This is a genomic window from Gemmatimonas groenlandica (genome assembly GCF_013004105.1).
Taxonomy (GTDB): domain Bacteria; phylum Gemmatimonadota; class Gemmatimonadetes; order Gemmatimonadales; family Gemmatimonadaceae; genus Gemmatimonas; species Gemmatimonas groenlandica.
The window spans coordinates 4,744,902-4,762,122 of record NZ_CP053085.1 but is presented as its reverse complement, the minus strand read 5'-3'; the positions used below and the strand labels follow the sequence as shown (position 1 = coordinate 4,762,122).

The window sequence follows — 17,221 nt, the reverse complement described above, 5'->3', positions numbered from 1 at the left end:
GAGCCCTTCTCCGGGGTGCCGCGCGACCCCGCTCGACTATTTTTCCACCTATGACGACCATCGCCCAAGCCGACTTCATCCAGTCCATCGCGGACGCGCTGCAGCACATCTCGTACTTCCATCCGCTGGACTACATCCACGCGCTGGGCGATGCCTACGACAAAGAGCAGAGCCCGGCCGCCAAGGACGCGATCGCGCAGATCCTGACCAACTCGCGGATGTGTGCCGAAGGCCATCGTCCGATCTGCCAGGATACCGGCATCGTGGTGGTGTTCCTCAAAGTCGGCATGAACGTGCGGTGGGACGCGACCATGTCGGTGCAGGACATGGTGAACGAGGGCGTACGGCGCGCGTACCTGCAGCCCGACAACGTGCTGCGGGCGTCGATCGTGGCCGACCCGGCATTCACGCGCAAGAACACGCGCGACAACACGCCGGCGATCGTGCACTACGAGATCGTGCCGGGTGACACGGTCGAGGTGAAGCTGGCGGCGAAGGGCGGCGGCTCGGAGAACAAATCGAAGTTCGCCATGCTGAATCCCAGTGACTCGATCGTGGACTGGGTCATGAAGACCGTACCACTCATGGGTGCCGGTTGGTGTCCGCCAGGCATGCTCGGCATCGGCATCGGCGGTACGGCTGAGAAGGCGATGCTCATGGCGAAGGAGTCGCTGATGGAGCACATCGACATGACGCAGCTCAAAGCGCGCGGGCCGCAGAACAAGATCGAAGAGCTGCGCATCGAGCTGTGCGACAAGATCAATGCCTTGGGTATCGGTGCGCAGGGGCTTGGTGGCCTCTCCACGGTGCTCGACGTGAAAATCTTCGATTGTCCCACGCACGCCGCCTCGAAGCCGATCGCGATGATTCCGAACTGTGCAGCCACGCGGCACGCACACTTCACGCTCGACGGCAGCGGCGCCGTGACGCTCCCGGTGCCGAGTCTCTCCGACTGGCCGGACGTGACCTGGCGGCCCGACGTGAACGCCAAGCAGGTCAACCTCGACACACTCACCCCCGAGATCGTAGCCACCTGGACGGCCGGCGATCGCTTACTCCTCAACGGCAAGCTGTTGACGGGTCGCGACGCCGCCCACAAGCGCATCGCGGATCTGTTCGCGAAGGGCGAAGGACTGCCCGCGGGCGTCGACTTCACCAATCGCGTGATCTACTACGTGGGGCCGGTGGATCCCGTGCGCGATGAGGCGGTGGGTCCGGCCGGTCCGACCACCGCGACGCGGATGGACAACTTCACCGAGATGATGCTGGCCAAGACGGGGCTCATTTCGATGATCGGGAAGGCTGAACGCGGACCGGTGGGGCTCGAAGCGATTCGCAAGCACAAGGCGGCGTATCTGATGGCGGTTGGCGGTGCGGCGTATCTCGTCTCGAAAGCAATTCGCGCATCACGCGTGGTGGCCTTCGAAGACCTCGGCATGGAAGCGATCTACGAGTTCGAGGTGGAGAACATGCCGGTCACGGTCGCCGTCGATGCGGCAGGCAGCAACGTGCATGAAACCGGACCACGCGAGTGGCAGGAAAAGATCCGACATCTGCCGATCCTGGCGGGGTAAGCGAGACGGGGGCGGTCCAAGCGGATCGCCCCCTGTTTTTTGTGGCGGAATCGGTATGTTCGGGCCATGCACTCCATTGCCCGGACACTCGTCGTGTTTCTCACCATCGTTGCGCCCAGCGTTGCCGCGCCTCAAGCACTCGCTCAGGCCACGTCCGCCCGCACACCGCTGACGATCGAGCGGATCACGTCGGGGCCGTCGCTGGCGGGTGCCGCCCCGTCGTCGCCCACCTGGTCGCCCGACTCGAGGTCGGTGGCCTTTCTGTGGAGCGATGCGGCACACCCCGATCGCTCGCTCTGGTTGGTGGAGCGCGCGGGCACGATACCGCGCCGCCTCCTGCCGGCGAAGGTCGCCGCCCGCGTGAGCGAGTTTGCCTGGACGCCTGATGGAGCCGCAATCGTCTTCGTGGAGGCGGATTCCCTCTGGCGCCTGACCATCGCGACCGGTGCGCGGACCTTGCTGCCGAGTGGTCGTGGTGAAGTGAGCGAGCTCGCACTCTCGCCCAACGGCGCGACGGTGTCGTTTCTGCGTGACGGCGACCTGTGGTTGCTGCCGCTGAGCGGTACGGCGCCCACACGCGCCACGAGTGTAGCGATCGCGCCGATCGGCGAGATCCCGCTCGGCACGTATTTCGGACGCGATGTCGAGATCGGTGGCGCCACATGGAGCGGACCAACACCAGCCTATGCGTGGTCGCCGGATTCGCGCACGATCGCCGTGCACTACGTGGATCGACGCGGTGTGCCGCGCTTCAGTATGCCGTACTATCTCGGCGACACGGTGCAGATGAACACGCTGCGCCGCGGTGCGCCGGGACAGGCGAACGAAGTGCGAAAGGTCGGGCTCTACGACGTCGGCACACGGGCGCTGCGCCTGGTCGAGCTGCCCGACTCCAGCAGGACCCGCATCGTGAACTTCGCCTGGTCGACCACCGGCACGTTGATGATCGACCGCGAGAGCGACGATGCCATCGACCGCACGATTCACGTGCTCACGGCGGGCGAGCCGACTCCTCGCGTGGCATGGCACGACCACCGCGACACGCGCATCTACAACGACATCGCGTCGGCGTGGAGCGCCGATGGTCGCAGTATCGTGCTCACCGGCGACCTTGATGACCGGTATCGACTGTATCGCGTCGTGCCAGGTGATGTCGCCCCGGTGGCGCTGACGTCGGGGCCATACGATGTGGCCGGTGTCGGCATTCCCCGAGCGGCGACCCGGAGCATCGACTACGTGAGTTCAGCCCCGCGCCCGTCGGAGCGCCATGTGTTCCGCGTGAGCGTTGACGGTGGCAGAACAGTACGCGCGCCGCGCCAGCTCACGACGCGCGCGGGCACACACACGCCGTTCGTGTCACCCGACGGCGGCAGCATCGCCCTCCTTTCGTCGAGCGATCTGCAGCCCACGGAACTCTATCTGCTCGATGTCCGTGCGGGTGCGGTGGAGCGTCGGGTCACGACGTCGACGACCGCGGAGTTTGCCACGATTCCGTGGATTGCGCCGCAGTATCTGCGCATCCGGAATGGCAGCGACTCTCTTCCGCTGCACATCCGCGTGTTCTATCCGCCGAACATCGACTCAACGAAGCATTATCCCGTGCTTTTCGGCCCGGCGTACTCGAATACGGTGCGTAACCGCTGGGGCGGGATGAACGGCATGTTGCAGCAGTATCTCGCGCTCGAAAAAGGCTACATCGTGGTGCAGGTCGATGTGCGCGGCAGCACCGGATACGGGCGCGAATTCCGTGAGAAGTTCCTGATGGATTGGGGTGGCGGTGATCTCGATGATCTCGAGAGCGCCGTGACGTACATGAAGTCCCTGCCCTTCGTCGACGCCGCGCGGTTCGGCATCTGGGGGAGCAGCTACGGTGGGACGCTCACCGTATACTCGCTGCTCAAGAAGCCGGGACTGTTTCAGGCCGGCGTAGCCGGTGCGGCGGCGACCGATCCGTATCTGTTCGGTAGCGACGACGTCGCGATCGTGCGCCGTCCGCAATCACACCCGGCCACGTTCACTCGCGGCGCCTTGCAGTATGCCGGCAACCTGAGCGACCATCTGCTGCTCATTCACGGCATGCAGGACGACGTGGTGCCGTTCTCGTCGGCCGTTTCCCTCGCCGAAGAGTTCATGAAGCGCGGCAAGGATTTCGACTTTGCCTTCGCGCCCACGGCGACGCACGGCTGGACGCAGCGCCCGTATTACGCCACGTACTTGTTGCGAAAGCTGGTGGCACACTTCGATCGTTACCTCGGCCCAGGACCACGCTGATGCGTATTACCATGCTTGCTACCGTACTCGCGCTCTCGATCACAGCCACGCCGCGCACTGGGCAGGCGCAGGAGCCGTATGCGTGGCGCGACTCGCTCGTGTTTCACACGTTTTCCATCGCGGCCATCGACCCGCGCACCGGTGAAGTGGGTGTGGCTGTCACCACGCGCGTGCCGTGTGTGGGCAATGGGGTCCCGTGGGTGCGCAAAGGCGTGGGCGCGGTGGCGACGCAGGCCAGCACGCGCACCGAATACGGCAATGAGTTACTCGACGCACTCGCCCGCGGTGAGTCGCCGGAGGCCGCACTCAAGCGCGCGCTCGCCGCGGACAGCGGCTTTCAGTCGCGGCAGGTGGCGGTGATCTCCGTGGACGGGCGATCGGCGCAGCACACCGGCACCGGCCCGAATGCGTGGGCGGGACATCGGGCCGGCACAAACTACGTGACGCAGGGAAATATTCTTGTCGGTCCTGAAGTCATCGAGGCCGTCGCCAAGAGTTTCGAAGCGAGCGAGGGCAAGCCGTACCATCTGGCCGACCGACTCATCACCGCACTCAACGCTGGCTTCGTGCTCGGCGGTGACAAGCGCCACGGGCTGCGCACGTCGGCCGCCGTCGTCGTCGCCGATGCGCGCCCCGGCATGTCGCGTCGCAGCGATGGCCAGACGGCGAACATCAACGTCTGCGAGAACGCCGATCCCGTGGGCGAGCTGCGACGTATTTACGACGCGGTGTCGCAGACGTTGGGCTATCGCACCCTCGAGCAGTTCTCGGGTGGCGACGTGTATCAACTCAAGGTGATGCTCAACGCGCTCGGCTTCTTCAAGCGCGGCGAAACGATAACGGCGCGCGGCCCCGACGCGAATCTGTTCACAGCCGAGACGGTCGCGGCGGTCGATGCGTTCCGCGCGAGCGACAGGATGGGCACGCCGGCTGTGGGCGGTTCACCGGCCGGGTTGGTAGACGACGAGACGGTGACCCGCCTGTGGGCGGCACTTGAGCGCACCGGTAAGGCGACGGCGGTGCGTCAGCAGCTGCTGGATGGCACGATGATCCGTCGGTAAGGCCGACGCCTCCCGCACCTTTCCTACGGCCACGCCCGCATCGCGGTACAGACCACCTGGCGCAGCGCGTCGGCATTCGCCCCGCCGCGCGCTTGCACGCTCAAGCCCGACATGACCGTGCTCACGTAGGTGGCGAGCGCGCGTGGATCCGGATCGGGGGGCAGCTGCCCTTCGCTCACGGCGCGATGAAAGCGCGTCTCCATGGCGTCCGCCGAACCATGCAACGCGGTGCTGATCGCGCACTGTACAGCGGCCGGCACGTGCGAGGCATTGCAGCTCGACGTACTCGCCACGATCATGCAGCCGGTGGGCCCCTCAGTGCAGGTATAGGCGTCCACCAGCGACGTCAGGAACTCGTGCACCGCCCGCTTCACGTCGGGCTCGGCGTGTAAACGCTCTAGCCGTTCGGTGCCGAACGTCGTCGCATAACGCTCCAGCGCCGCGAGATACAGGGCTTCCTTATTGCCGTAGGCTGCGTACAGGCTCGGCTTGCTGACGCCCACCGCCTCCGCCAGATCCTGCATCGAGGCCGCGTCGAACCCGTCGCGCCAGAAGACCGTGAGTACACGGTCCAGCGCGTCCTCTGTATCGAATTCCCGGGGTCTACCGCGAACCATCGTGAGCGACGGGGTGGAGGTTGCGAATTCCGTACCGATCGGTAATATAACTACCGATCGGTAAATATATGCGTCGCGGATCGGCCCGGGTGTCGCCACGCATTGCAGCCTCCCGGCGGGATTCTCGACATGCTGTTTGAACCATACGCCCTGCGCGGCCTTTCGCTCAAGAACCGGTTGGTCATGGCTCCCATGACGCGCAACCGGGCCACGGCTGAGCACGTGCCCACGCCCATCATGGCCACATATTACGCCGAACGCGCCGACATTGGGCTGCTTATTACCGAAGGGACCTCGCCGGCGCCGGATGGCCTGGGCTACGCGCGCATTCCGGGACTGTTCTCCGACGAGCAGGTCGCGGCCTGGAAGCCGATTACGGAGGCGGTGCACGCCAAGGGCGGCACGATCTTCGCCCAGCTGATGCATACCGGCCGGGCGTCCAATGCCCTCAACCTGCCGGTCGGCGCCCGCGTCGTAGGCCCGATGGCGGTGGCACTGCCCGAGCCGGTGTACACCGACGCCGAAGGATTGCAGCCGGCGACTGTGCCGCATGCACTGACCGAAGAGGAAGTACGCGCGGTCGTGGCGGAGTACGCTCTCAGCGCGACCAAGGCCATTGAAGCCGGTTTCGACGGGATCGAGTTGCACGGCGCCAACGGCTATCTGATCGAACAGTTCCTGAACGGGAACCATAACCATCGTACCGACGCGTACGGCGGCAGCGCCGAGGCACGGAACCGCTTCGCACTGGACGTGGCAGCCGCCACGGTCGCCGCGATCGGCGCCGACCGTGTCGGCATTCGCATCTCGCCGTACGGCGCGTTCAACGACATGGGCGCCTTCGACGGCATCGACGAGCAGTTCGTGGCGCTCGTGCAGGGACTGAGCGACCTCGGCCTCGTCTATCTCCATCTCGTCGATCACGCATCGATGGGATCGCCGAACGCACCGCACTCATTGCGAGCGACGCTTCGTGCCACGTTCAAGGGTGCCTTCATTGCGTCGGGTGGCTTCGATCGGGCGAAGGCCGAAGCGATCCTCGCGTCGAACGAGGCAGACTTGGTCGCGTTTGGACGCAGTGCCCTCGCGAACCCCGATCTGGTGGCGCGCTTGCAGCACGACGCTCCGCTGAACGCTCCAGATTTCGCGACGTTCTATACGCCGGGCGACAAGGGCTACACCGACTACCCGGTGCTGTCAGCTTAACTACTCACTCGGTCGCGCCAACGCGCGCTTGCGTCGGGTGGTGATACCAATCGCCAGCAGGCCCGTCGCAAGCAGCGCGTAGGTGCCGGGCTCAGGCACGGTCGTCTTCGCGAGTGTCAGATTGTCGACGGTCGGCCAGAGAAACTCCGATTCGGAGGGTTGCACCGCGCTGACCGTGAACGACGTGATCGCGTAGCTCTGCGACACCACACCGAAGAAACTACTGGTGCTCGGCGCGATGAGCGTCGTCGACGTAGCGCCCACGGCGTCGACGTAGGTGATCAGAATATCGCCGCTCTGAAACGCGCCGGCGATGTTGGACCCGAAGAAGTTGCCGCCAACCGCACCGACGCCGCCGGTAAAGTCGGCAAAGGTGATCGCATCCGTGGCGGTGTTCGTGGAGAGCCACGGATTGGCCACCGTCCCCGCGCCGAAGAAGTCTCCGCCGTTGTTCACGGACGCGGTGTAACCGTACGGTGCCACCATTCGCACAATCGGGGACGGCGTTGGGTTGATCATGTCGAAGCCGGTGAACATATCGACCCGGGCGTCGGTCACCGCGGCCAGAAAGGTGGCCTGGTTCGTGTATACAACGAACTGCGCGCGGGCCACTGCGGGGGTATTGAGCGTGACGATAAGCGCCACGGCAGAGAGGTGATGCCACTTCATACATGCTCCTTCGTCGGAGAGATGATTCACCCGCGCGGTTCGGCTCAATACAGCACCGCCCGCGCGTGAAGCGACACGCATCTTTCGTGCTCGCGTTCGCTTTGTGCTCATCAGTCTGCCCCGACAGTCGCATGAGCTCGACACTCGCGGACGGCTTTTAACACTTCACCATTCATCAGTTCGACGAGGAGCGCATGCTGACTGCCACACCGGTGCTCGAGACGCCCCGCTCGCTGATCGACATCCATGTCGGAGAGCGCGTGGCGGTTGGCGCGGTCTTGTTCGACGTCGTGCGCGATCATTGCTTGTCGATTGGCATTCAGACGGGGGTCGTGATGCGTTGCGAATGCTGCACCAGTCGTAGCGTGCGGCTGCGGCGCGACGACGGCATGCAGATCGAGCTGGACCGCGTGTACGCGGCGTTCGTGGAAGTCCAGCCGCTGCATTGAGCGAGAGGGAGCAATCGGACAGAGCACCTGCTCTCGAGTCCGCCGACGACGACGCCTCGTCCCCCGCGCGCGCCGCATCGTCCCACCTCGTCGGGGAAGTCGCGCTCCGCACCGTCGGACCGCTCGCCACATCCGATCGTGCGAGCTATCCTAAGCGCTGACCCGCCGCCCCTTCCGATGAGCGAAACTGCAGGCCCCCCGCGCAAGCCGCGCGACGACGAGATGGACGTGTTCGGCCTCTCCCATACCGGGAAGGTCCGGAAGGACAATCAGGATCACTTCCTGATGGCCACGTTTCACAAGCGTATCAACGTCATCTCGAGCAATCTGCCGGATATCGAGCAGCGCTTTCCAAACGGGGAGCAGCGCCTGGCGTATCTGGCCATGGTGGCCGATGGCGTGGGCGGCGGTGTGGGCGGCGCCGAGGCAAGTGCGATCGCGCTGGAATCCTTGATGCGCTACGTGGATGGCAGCGTCACTGTGTACTACGGGGCCAAGGCAGACGCGACGGAGTTCAGCGAACTCCTGCAGTCGGCCGCGATGCAGGCACACGACGCGGTACGAGCGCGTCGCGACGAGCAGGGGCTGCGCGGCACCATGGCCACGACGCTCACGATGTACATCGGCGTCTGGCCCACGTACTACCTGCTGCAGGTGGGCGACTCGCGCTACTACGTGTGCCGGGACGGCGTGCTGTCGCAGATCACGCGCGATCAGACGATGGCGCAGGATCTGGTGGACGACGGCATTCTGTCCGCACGCACGGCGGGCAATTCACCGATGGCGCACGTGCTCTCGAGTGCGATTGGCGCCGACAAGACGATGCCCGTGGTGACGCGGCTCGAAGCTGACTGGCGCAACGTGCATCTGATCTGCTCGGACGGACTCACGAAGCACGTGACCGACGCACGCATCGCCGAGGTGCTCGGTTCGATGACGAGTGCGAAGCAGGCGGCCGAGCAACTGTTGCAGGAAGCGCTCGACGGCGGCGGCAGCGACAACATCACGATCATCATCGGGCGGACGACACCCAAGCCGATCGCGTAGCGCGCGACGAGCAGGTGGGTACGAGTGTGCGCGGACAGCGGTGGGTGGGACCAAGGTCCTGACGCCCAGTACTCGACGGATAGCTGTGGCGAGCCCATCTTACGAGTCTCACGGCTCAGCAAACTCGCTCCGTCCTCTGGAATTGCACCTATGCTCGTAACCTCCTCAGATCTGCCGCAGAACATTGCAGACGCGCGCCTCGGCCAGATGGCGCTCGTGGCGATCGATCAGGTTTCGGCCATGATCGCCTACTGGGATGCGAACGAGGTGTGCCAATTCGCCAACGGCGCCTATCTGGACTGGTTCGGCAAGACTCGTGAGGAGATGGTCGGTTTGACCTTACGCGAACTCCTCGGGCCGATCTACCTGCTGAACGAGGCCTACATTCGTGCCGCGTACGCTGGCGAGCGGCAACAGTTCGAGCGGCGTATTCCGATGCCAGACGGCTCCGGTCATCGCGATAGCATCGCGACCTACGCGCCGTATATCCAGGACGGTATCGTGAGCGGGATGTTCGTGCATGTCGCCGACTCCGGTCTACTGAAGGCGAAGGAGCGCGAGCTCGAGCGCGTGATCGCGGAACGTGACGCGGCGGCGGCGAAAGTGCGAACGCTCGAGGGACTGTTGCCGATCTCCTCCAGCTGCAAGTGCATCCGAACGTCGGAGGGCGCGTGGACACAGGTCGAGCAGTTCGTGGCTTCACGAACGAACGCCGAGTTCACACACGGCATCTGCCCGACCTGTGTGACGCGATTGTATCCGGAGTTTGCTTAGGTCGGTGCGCGCCGCATGCGTGAGAAGGGGAACCCGTTGCAGCCGGTGCGTGGTGTGTCCCGGTTTGGCGCGGCGGTCTGGCGTGCGTCACGCTCGCTCGGGGCCCGATAGGCGGTAAGACAGAACCCCCAGGTATAGGGTGCCATCCCTGTGAACGGCATCCAGTCGACTCGCGTCCAGAGTCCACCATCGCGCGCATTGGCGGCGTCATTACGCGCGATGAAGAAGCGCTGAGGCACGTTCCACTCTACGATGTGAAATCGACTACTCGGGAATTGATCGAAACGCCGTGTGGACAGTTCGAAGGCGTTACCGTAATCGTCGACGAATCGTCCCAGAAGTTCTGACGGCGATGCGGGCAGGCGGGCCTCCGTTCGGCACGCGCCCAACAGCATTGCCGGGATGAACAGGCTTAGGACTCGTTGTCTCGCGCTGCGGAGTGTCTGTCTGATGCGCGTGAGCGCTAAACTCGGAGTGGAAGGGCGCATACCGCAAGGTAATGCCGCTGAGCCACGACTGTCGCGGTGGCACCTCTCGCGGTCAGCGATCGCACAAATGCTGGTCTCCGTGCTTGCACTCGCCGCGACCGCGATGCTACATGGCACCGGCGACGGCCTCTGGTTTCAGGGTGATGCGCCGCGACACGCCATGAACGGCTTGTTCTGGTGGGACCTCCTACGAGCGGCACCGCGCGATCCTGTGGAGTTCGTCGTTCAGTACTACGCGCGATTTCCGGCGCTTTCGCCCGTCACCTACCCACCGCTCTTCTATCTCATCGAAGGGATGGCCTTCGCCATCGCCGGACCATCTCCATACGTCGCGCGGGTCTTGGTGCTGTGCTTCGCGGCGACCGCGTGTGCGTATACGATACTTTGGGCTCGTCGATGGATCGATCCGAGGGCGGGCTGGGCTGGCACCGCGCTAGCCCTCACACCCGCTGTGGTCGTGTGGTCGAACAGCGTCATGCTGAATGTGCCTGCCCTTGCACTGGCCCTTGGCATGCTCTACCACGCACGACGTTGGATCGAGAGCAGTGCGCGGAGACAGCTGGTGCTGACAATGCTGTTCACGGTCGCGACCCTCGCCACGTACTTTCAGGCAGCGAGCGTGCTGGCGATCGGCGGCGCCTGGGTTGTGTGGCACCGGTCGGATATCCGCGATCGACGTCAGCTTCGGTGGATGGCTGCGGCCGGCGCAGTGGCTCTGCTGCCGGTAGTCGTCGCGTTGGCGCTCGCACCGGTGCAACTTGCGCGACACTTTCCGCCCCTGGCGATGTTGGCGAGCGCGAGAAACTGGACGTACTACTGGCGCGCCCTACCCGAGCTTACGGGATGGGGTCTCCTCGCTACGGCGGGTCTTGGTCTGCTCGTGAGCTTCGCAACGCCTCGGTGGCGGCGCGAGGCTGTCTACCTAGGCCTCTGGATCGTGATGTTACTCGTCGCGATGTCATTCCTACCCGCGCGCGAATCCCGCTACGTCCTTCTCGCAGCGCCAGCGTTGGTGATGTCGGCCGCACTCGGCATTGTGTGCATTATGGATCGATGGACATCCGGCGGAGCTTGGACGAACACCCTCGTCGTGGCGGCTTCGCTTTCGGCGATGGGACTGCTTGCTACGCGCACCAGGGTCCCCACCGTGTCAGGGATTCGCGATGTCGCCGCGTATCTCGCGGTCGCGGCTCCGAACGATGCCGTGCTCTTCGACGGCGATCACAGTGGCGTTTTCGTGTTTTACATGCGTTCGCTTGATCCAGACTTCCAGCGAAGAACCGTCCTTGCGTCGAAACTATTATACGCCGCAAGTAACCGCCGAACCTTCGAGGTTGTCGAGGAGAGCTACGTCACGTCGACCGATGACGTCGTCACCGCACTCCGTTCCCGCGCCGGGACGCGATACGTCGCCTTTGAACGTGGGTCGATCGAAAACGAGGTCGCAGGGCGACGGCTGCTTCGTGAAGCGTTGCAGCGAGCGGAGTTCACACTCGTCCGCTCCTTTCCCGTGTCGGCATGGGACACACGCCGCATCGACCTGTATCGACTGGAAGGCACCGTCACTCCAGTACTTGGCGTAGACCTCACCTTCCCCTCGTTCTCGACGCGTCGGTTTCTACAGGTACGCCCTATTACCCGGTGAGCGTGCGGAGGCGGCGGCTTGGACTGGCCGCCGCCTCACTCATCGCCGAACATGCCGTTCGGGGTGCATGTTATCGTATGCGACTCTCTCGGTTCCTCCCCCTGCTGCTGCTCGGCGGGCGTGCGCTCACCGCCCAGCCCTCCACGTCCGCGCCTACGGCGGCGGGCTACGTGCTCACCGAGTCGATGATCCCGATGAGGGATGGAACGCGGCTCTACACCCGCATCGTGGCACCGGCGAATCCGGCGCGCCCGCTGCCGTTCCTGTTCGTACGAACGCCGTACGGTGTCGACGGCAACACGCCGGGCAGCGTGGCCGCTAACTGGGGCTTCATGGCCCGCGACATCGCGCGCGACGGCTATGTGTTCGTGTTCCAGGACATTCGCGGCAAATTCAAGAGTGAGGGGCAGTTCGTGATGCAGCGGCCGCCGCGCGCCAACCGCGCCGACCCGAAGGCTACCGACGAAAGCACCGACGCCTACGACAGTATCGAATGGCTGCTCGCACACGTGCCCAACAACAACGGGCGCGTGGGCATGACTGGCGTGTCGTATCCCGGATGGACGACGGCAATGGCGATGCTCGATCCGCATCCGGCGCTCAAGGCCGCGTCGCCGCAAGCGTCGCCCGCGGACATGTGGAAGGGCGATGACTTCCATCACAACGGGGCGTTCCGTCTGAGTTACGGTTTCGAGTACGCCACCATGATGGAGTCAGGCAAGGATGTGAAGCAGTTTTCGATGGACGCGTATGACACCTACGAGTGGTACCTCCGGCTCGGCTCATTGAAGAACGTGAACGACCGGTTTCTGAAGGGGACGATTCCCACCTGGAACGACTTTGCGGGCCACCCGAACTTCGACGCGTTCTGGAAGCGTCAGGCGATGGCGGGCTATCTCGACAAAGTCACGGTGCCGGCGTTGCACGTCGCCGGGTGGTGGGATCAGGAGGACTTCTACGGGCCGGTCACGATCTATCGCGAGCTCGAGAAACACGATCGTGAGGGCAAGAACTTTCTGGTCGTGGGCCCGTGGAATCACGGTGGCTGGATGCGCGGTGAGGGCGCCTCGCTCGGGCCGATTCAGTTCGGGCAGCCGACCGCTCGTTTTTTCCGTGACTCGATCATGGCACCGTTCTTCGCACGTCACCTGCACCCCGAGCAGCGCGACGTGGCGGGGTGGACATTGCCGGAAGCGCTCGTGTTCGAAGCGGGCAGCAACGTCTGGAAGCGCTACGACACGTGGCCACCCAAGACCGCGGTGTCACCGCGCAGTCTGTACATGCGCGAAGGAGGCGCGTTGGCGTGGGAACCACCGAGGGCCACGGCGCCAGCGTACGACGCGTATGTGTCCGACCCGGCGAAGCCCGTGCCATATCGTCAGCGGCCGGTGCAGATGACCTACGGGCCCGGCTCCACGTGGAGCACTTGGCTCACCGAAGACCAGCGTTTCGTGCACAATCGCCCCGATGTGCTGAGCTGGGAGCTGCCTACGCTGACGGATGACCTTACCATCGCCGGCGATCTCGCCGTCACGTTGCATGTGGCCACGAGTGGCACCGATGCCGACTACGTCGTGAAGCTCATCGATGTCTATCCCGACTCCGGGATGCCGGAGCTCAAGATGAACGGCTACCAGTTCATGGTGGCCAACGACGTCTATCGCGCGCGCTTCCGGAAGAGCGTCGAGAAGCCGGTGCCGCTGGTGCCCAACGTGCCCGAAGCAATCACGATCGACCTGCACACGCAGGCATACACGTTCAAGAAGGGGCACCGCGTGATGGTCCAGGTGCAGAGCAGCTGGTTCCCGCTGATCGACCGTAATCCACAGACGTTCGTGCCCAACCTTTTCGAGGCCAAGCCGAGCGACTTCCGCGCGGCGACGCAGCGCATTTATCGCAGCACGGGCAAGGCCTCGAAGATCGTGCTGCCGGTGGTCACGGGTATTCGACCGTGACCACAAACCGGGCGATTATCCGTATTGTTTCTTTGCGATCCGCGGTATCCGTGTTCTGGCTGTTTTCGATCATTGCGTGACACCACCGCTGGTGATGTGGCACTATCGCAACGGCCGGAACACGGATGACACCGATCACAGGGAACCAACACGGATAGGCAATACGGTTCCGGGGCCGCCCATGTTGCTGCGCATTGGAGCCGTCCGCTTGTTATTCAATCAATAGTCAGAAGGTCGTCGGAACGCCGACGACCTCCGTTGCGCGAAAGGCGCTTATCCGTGTTGTTACAGTGAGATCCGCCGTATCCGTGTTCTGGCTGTTTCCGATCTGCCCGAACCACGAGCGGCAGTGCATCGGCAAGATCAGAACTGCTGGAACTGCTAGGCCACGGATCACACGAAAACAACACGGATAAGCGTTACCGCTTAGCTGGTACCAGCACGGCGCGTTCATCCGGCGACACGCGCACCACGCGCAGTGACTGCGTCGAGGCGTTCGGCTGTCCCGGGAGTTCGAGCACGATACGGTAGTCGCCCGTCTCCACGAACGACGGGCGCTGTCCACCGAATCCACCACCGCCACCGCCGAAGCCGCCAGCTCCGCCGGCGGCCGGTGCGCGGTTCTGGGCTGCGATAAGCGCCTTGGCCTGGTTCTCCGGCGTGCCGGTGCTGTCGGCCGCCCCGCGGGCTTCAGCCGGACGCGCGTTGAAGCCCGCCGGGAAACCGGGATCACTGATGTTCCCCGAGGGCTGCGGCCCTCCGCCGAAACCACCGCCGAACCCACCGCGACCTCCAGTGTTCGGTCCCTGCATCTGTGCACCGGTTGCCTGCAGGTTCCAGGTAACCGTGTTCAGTCCGGCGCTATTGGTGCCGAGCAGTCGCGCAATCGTATCGCCGGCTGCGCTGAGCACCGTGATGCGCGGTGCACCACCGGTGACCGGGGTGGCGAGACGATAGGTGATGGCCGCACCGGCGGGCACGCGGTCGCCGCGCCACATGCGCTGCGCGCGCGGCTCAGAGCCCACCGGACGCTCGCCATACTGCAGCGCCACCGTCGGTTTGAAGAGCATCGCGGTCGACGACAACGCCGATGATGTGAACTGCTGAAGCGGCGACACGTCGAGAATCTGTACACCGCGCCCGTGCGTGCCGGCGATCAGTTCGCGATCGCGCGGATGCACCTGCAGGTCGTACACCGGCACGGTAGGCAGATTGTTGTCGAGCGTGAACCACGTGGCGCCCTTGTCAAGTGACGCGTACACGCCGAGCTCCGTGCCCGCATACAGCAGCGACCCGTTGACCGGATCCTCGCGCACCACGTACACCGTGTTCGGGCGACCAACCTTGAGGCCGGCCGAGATCGCGCGGAACGTCTTGCCGAAATCGGTCGACACGAACAGATACGGCGCGAAGTCGTTGTCGCGATGATTGTCGAACGCCACATACACGGTGGCGGAATCGGACGGACTCGCTTCAATCTTGCTTACGTGTGCGAAGGGCGGTACACCAGTGAAGCGGGCGCTCAGATCTTCCCACGCGCCGCCGTCGTTCTTCGTGAGCCACACCTTGCCATCGTTCGTGCCAACGTACAAGACACCGGCCTTGAACGGCGACTCGGCGATCGTCACGATCGTGGCGTTCTCCTCGGCGCCAGTGGCATCGCGGGTGATACCGCCGGTGGCGTCTACGGCGGGATTCCCTTCGATGTCGAAACCGGTGGTGATACGGATGCGTGCTTCATCGCGCGACGATAGGTCGGGCGAAATAGCGTAGGGCTCCTCGCCCTTCTTCACCGACTTGAACAGCTTCTCGGCGCCCGAGTACAGCACGTTCGCGTCGTGACGCGACAGGATGAACGGCGTGTTCCAGTTCCACCGCGTCGCCACATTCGGGTCGGCGAGCTCCTTCTTCATCAGCACGCGGATATCCGCAATCCGCTTGGTCTGCTCCGGCGTGAGCGGCGTGGTGCCGGTGCCGCGGATGCGCTCGATCTGCTGTCCGAACTGCGTGCGCGTGACCGTGCGAGCCTTCACGCTCAACACTTCGCCGGAGGCCACGTTGCGGCGCGAGATGTTTCCACCCTGCGACTCGTAGTACACGAAGTCGGGATTGAACGGATCCTGCGCCGTCTGCAAACCATCGGCGGCAAAGATCGCGAACCAGTCGGTCATCTGCAGCGGGGCACCAGCGCGACGACTCAGGCCACACGAGGTCCCGTTGTCCTGCAGGCCACCACACACGCGATACGGCACCTGAAAGTCGTAGCTGATGCCGTAGAACTGGCCCATGGCCATGTTGTTCACGGCGTCGTAGGTGCCGCCCTTGTCCCACGTCTGGAAGATGCCCGCGTCACCACCGACCACGAAATGCTCGGGGTCATTCGGGTCGATCCACATGGCGTGATAGTCTTCGTGGATGCCCACCATGCCTGCCCGCCACGACGCACCGCCGTCATCGGAGGAGGCGAAATCGACGGCCATGCGGTACACGCGATCGGCATTCTTCGGATCGATGCGGATCTGCGAGAAGTAGAACGGACGATTGTTGACGGTGCTCATCCACGTCCACGTCGCACCGGCGTCCTTCGAGCGATACAATCCACTCAAGAGGCGCTGCGGCTTGGCGCCGCGCACGCTGTCGGCTTCGACCATGGCGTATACCATGTCGGGATTGCTCGGTGCAATCGCAAGATTGATGCGGCCCTTCGTCGTGGACGGGAAACCGCCGCCGGTGATCTCCTTCCACGTGGTGCCGCCGTCGGTGGACTTCCAGAGCGCCGAGCCGGGGCCGCCGCTCTTGAGAAAATGTGCCTTGCGAATGCGCTCCCAGCTGGTGGCGTACAGCACGTTGGGATCACGCGGGTCCATCGCGAGATCCACGAAGCCGACCTTATCGCTGATGAACTTGCTCAGCGTCCAGGTTTTCCCTCCGTCAGTCGTCTTGTAGAGCCCGCGCTCGGGGTTGGTGGCCCACAGCGCGCCGAGTGCCGCCACGTACACGATGTCGGGGTTGGTGGGATGCACGAGAATGCGCCCGATATGCTGCGTCTTCTCGAGGCCCATGCTCTGCCACGTCACGCCGCCGTCTACCGACTTGTAGATGCCGTAGCCCGGCGCGACGGAGTTGCGCGAATCTTCTTCGCCGGTGCCCGCCCAGATGACGTTCGGATTGCTCGGGGAAATCGCGAGATCGCCCATGGAGGCGATCGGGCCCTTCTCCCAGAGCGGCACAAACGACGTGCCGGCATTGACTGTCTTCCAGATGCCGCCGGTGGCACCGGCCACGTAGAACGTTTTCGGCGCGCTGGGATGCGCTTCGACGTCGGTGATGCGTCCAGCCATGTTCACCGGGCCGATCGAACGCCAACGCAGGCCATTCAGGGTAGCCGCGTCGGGCGACTGCGCGCCAACAGTACCAGCCAAGAGGAGAGTCGGCGCGGCAAAACGAAACAGAGAACGCATGACG

The 17,221-nt window shown here is 64.2% G+C and carries 12 protein-coding genes; 9 read left to right on the top strand and 3 right to left on the bottom strand.

Going from position 1 to position 17,221, the window contains the following annotated elements; genetic code table 11:
• Positions 1-50: 50 nt before the first annotated feature.
• The 3 genes from HKW67_RS20465 (at position 51) to HKW67_RS20455 (ending at position 4,906) form a co-directional block, all read left to right on the top strand.
• The gene (locus tag HKW67_RS20465; RefSeq protein ID WP_171227160.1) at positions 51-1,574 is read left to right on the top strand and encodes a fumarate hydratase; all 1,524 of its coding nucleotides are present in this window, start codon (positions 51-53) and stop codon (positions 1,572-1,574) included.
• A 66-nt stretch (positions 1,575-1,640) separates the two neighbouring features.
• Positions 1,641-3,845 (top strand): prolyl oligopeptidase family serine peptidase, encoded by a 2,205-nt coding sequence (locus HKW67_RS20460; RefSeq protein ID WP_171227159.1) that lies wholly within the window; start codon positions 1,641-1,643, stop codon positions 3,843-3,845.
• On the top strand, positions 3,845-4,906 hold the full coding sequence (locus HKW67_RS20455; protein ID WP_171227158.1) for a DUF1028 domain-containing protein: 1,062 nt from the start codon (positions 3,845-3,847) through the stop codon (positions 4,904-4,906). The genes HKW67_RS20460 and HKW67_RS20455 overlap by 1 nt, the downstream gene beginning before the upstream one ends.
• A 23-nt stretch (positions 4,907-4,929) precedes the next feature.
• On the opposite strand, the gene HKW67_RS20450 is transcribed toward HKW67_RS20455, so the two are convergent.
• Positions 4,930-5,523, bottom strand: coding sequence for a TetR/AcrR family transcriptional regulator (locus HKW67_RS20450; protein ID WP_171227157.1), 594 nt, complete (start codon positions 5,521-5,523; stop codon positions 4,930-4,932).
• A 129-nt stretch (positions 5,524-5,652) separates the two neighbouring features.
• Here HKW67_RS20450 and HKW67_RS20445 point away from each other — a divergent pair, with 129 nt between their 5' ends.
• Positions 5,653-6,729 (top strand): alkene reductase, encoded by a 1,077-nt coding sequence (locus HKW67_RS20445; protein ID WP_171227156.1) that lies wholly within the window; start codon positions 5,653-5,655, stop codon positions 6,727-6,729.
• Here the strand turns inward: HKW67_RS20445 and HKW67_RS20440 are convergent, their stop codons facing one another.
• The gene (locus HKW67_RS20440) at positions 6,730-7,398 is read right to left on the bottom strand and encodes a PEP-CTERM sorting domain-containing protein (RefSeq protein ID WP_171227155.1); all 669 of its coding nucleotides are present in this window, start codon (positions 7,396-7,398) and stop codon (positions 6,730-6,732) included.
• A gap of 194 nt (positions 7,399-7,592) precedes the next feature.
• On the opposite strand from HKW67_RS20440, the gene HKW67_RS20435 reads away from it, so the two are divergent.
• The 5 genes from HKW67_RS20435 (at position 7,593) to HKW67_RS20415 (ending at position 13,756) form a co-directional block, all read left to right on the top strand.
• The gene (locus HKW67_RS20435; RefSeq protein WP_171227154.1) at positions 7,593-7,847 is read left to right on the top strand and encodes a hypothetical protein; all 255 of its coding nucleotides are present in this window, start codon (positions 7,593-7,595) and stop codon (positions 7,845-7,847) included.
• Positions 7,848-8,024: 177 nt separating this feature from the next.
• Positions 8,025-8,894: a PP2C family protein-serine/threonine phosphatase gene (locus HKW67_RS20430; RefSeq protein ID WP_171227153.1), complete on the top strand. Its 870-nt coding sequence runs from the start codon at positions 8,025-8,027 to the stop codon at positions 8,892-8,894.
• 150 nt (positions 8,895-9,044) lie between these two features.
• Positions 9,045-9,668, top strand: a complete 624-nt coding sequence (locus tag HKW67_RS20425; RefSeq protein WP_171227152.1) for a PAS domain-containing protein — start codon at positions 9,045-9,047, stop codon at positions 9,666-9,668.
• 555 nt (positions 9,669-10,223) lie between these two features.
• Entirely contained in the window at positions 10,224-11,801 is a 1,578-nt protein-coding gene (locus HKW67_RS20420) for an ArnT family glycosyltransferase (RefSeq protein WP_171227151.1), read from the top strand.
• A gap of 77 nt (positions 11,802-11,878) precedes the next feature.
• Positions 11,879-13,756 carry a CocE/NonD family hydrolase gene (locus HKW67_RS20415; RefSeq protein ID WP_171227150.1) on the top strand — a complete coding sequence of 626 codons (1,878 nt, stop codon included), beginning with the start codon at positions 11,879-11,881 and terminating at the stop codon, positions 13,754-13,756.
• Between the two features lie 419 nt (positions 13,757-14,175).
• Here HKW67_RS20415 and HKW67_RS20410 read toward each other — a convergent pair whose 3' ends face one another.
• Complete coding sequence (locus HKW67_RS20410; protein ID WP_171227149.1) at positions 14,176-17,217, bottom strand: WD40/YVTN/BNR-like repeat-containing protein; 3,042 nt, start codon at positions 17,215-17,217, stop codon at positions 14,176-14,178.
• Between the last annotated feature and the right edge of the window lie 4 nt (positions 17,218-17,221).

What these genes read in the sequence shown, in the direction of transcription:
- HKW67_RS20410 (WP_171227149.1), bottom strand. Translation starts at nt 17,217, where the DNA reads ATGCGTTCTCTGTTTCGTTTTGCCGCGCCGACTCTCCTCTTGGCTGGT.
- HKW67_RS20465 (WP_171227160.1), top strand. Translation starts at nt 51, where the DNA reads ATGACGACCATCGCCCAAGCCGACTTCATCCAGTCCATCGCGGACGCG.
- HKW67_RS20455 (WP_171227158.1), top strand. Translation starts at nt 3,845, where the DNA reads ATGCGTATTACCATGCTTGCTACCGTACTCGCGCTCTCGATCACAGCC.
- HKW67_RS20460 (WP_171227159.1), top strand. Translation starts at nt 1,641, where the DNA reads ATGCACTCCATTGCCCGGACACTCGTCGTGTTTCTCACCATCGTTGCG.
- HKW67_RS20430 (WP_171227153.1), top strand. Translation starts at nt 8,025, where the DNA reads ATGAGCGAAACTGCAGGCCCCCCGCGCAAGCCGCGCGACGACGAGATG.
- HKW67_RS20450 (WP_171227157.1), bottom strand. Translation starts at nt 5,523, where the DNA reads ATGGTTCGCGGTAGACCCCGGGAATTCGATACAGAGGACGCGCTGGAC.
- HKW67_RS20420 (WP_171227151.1), top strand. Translation starts at nt 10,224, where the DNA reads ATGCTGGTCTCCGTGCTTGCACTCGCCGCGACCGCGATGCTACATGGC.
- HKW67_RS20440 (WP_171227155.1), bottom strand. Translation starts at nt 7,398, where the DNA reads ATGAAGTGGCATCACCTCTCTGCCGTGGCGCTTATCGTCACGCTCAAT.
- HKW67_RS20425 (WP_171227152.1), top strand. Translation starts at nt 9,045, where the DNA reads ATGCTCGTAACCTCCTCAGATCTGCCGCAGAACATTGCAGACGCGCGC.
- HKW67_RS20445 (WP_171227156.1), top strand. Translation starts at nt 5,653, where the DNA reads ATGCTGTTTGAACCATACGCCCTGCGCGGCCTTTCGCTCAAGAACCGG.
- HKW67_RS20415 (WP_171227150.1), top strand. Translation starts at nt 11,879, where the DNA reads ATGCGACTCTCTCGGTTCCTCCCCCTGCTGCTGCTCGGCGGGCGTGCG.
- HKW67_RS20435 (WP_171227154.1), top strand. Translation starts at nt 7,593, where the DNA reads ATGCTGACTGCCACACCGGTGCTCGAGACGCCCCGCTCGCTGATCGAC.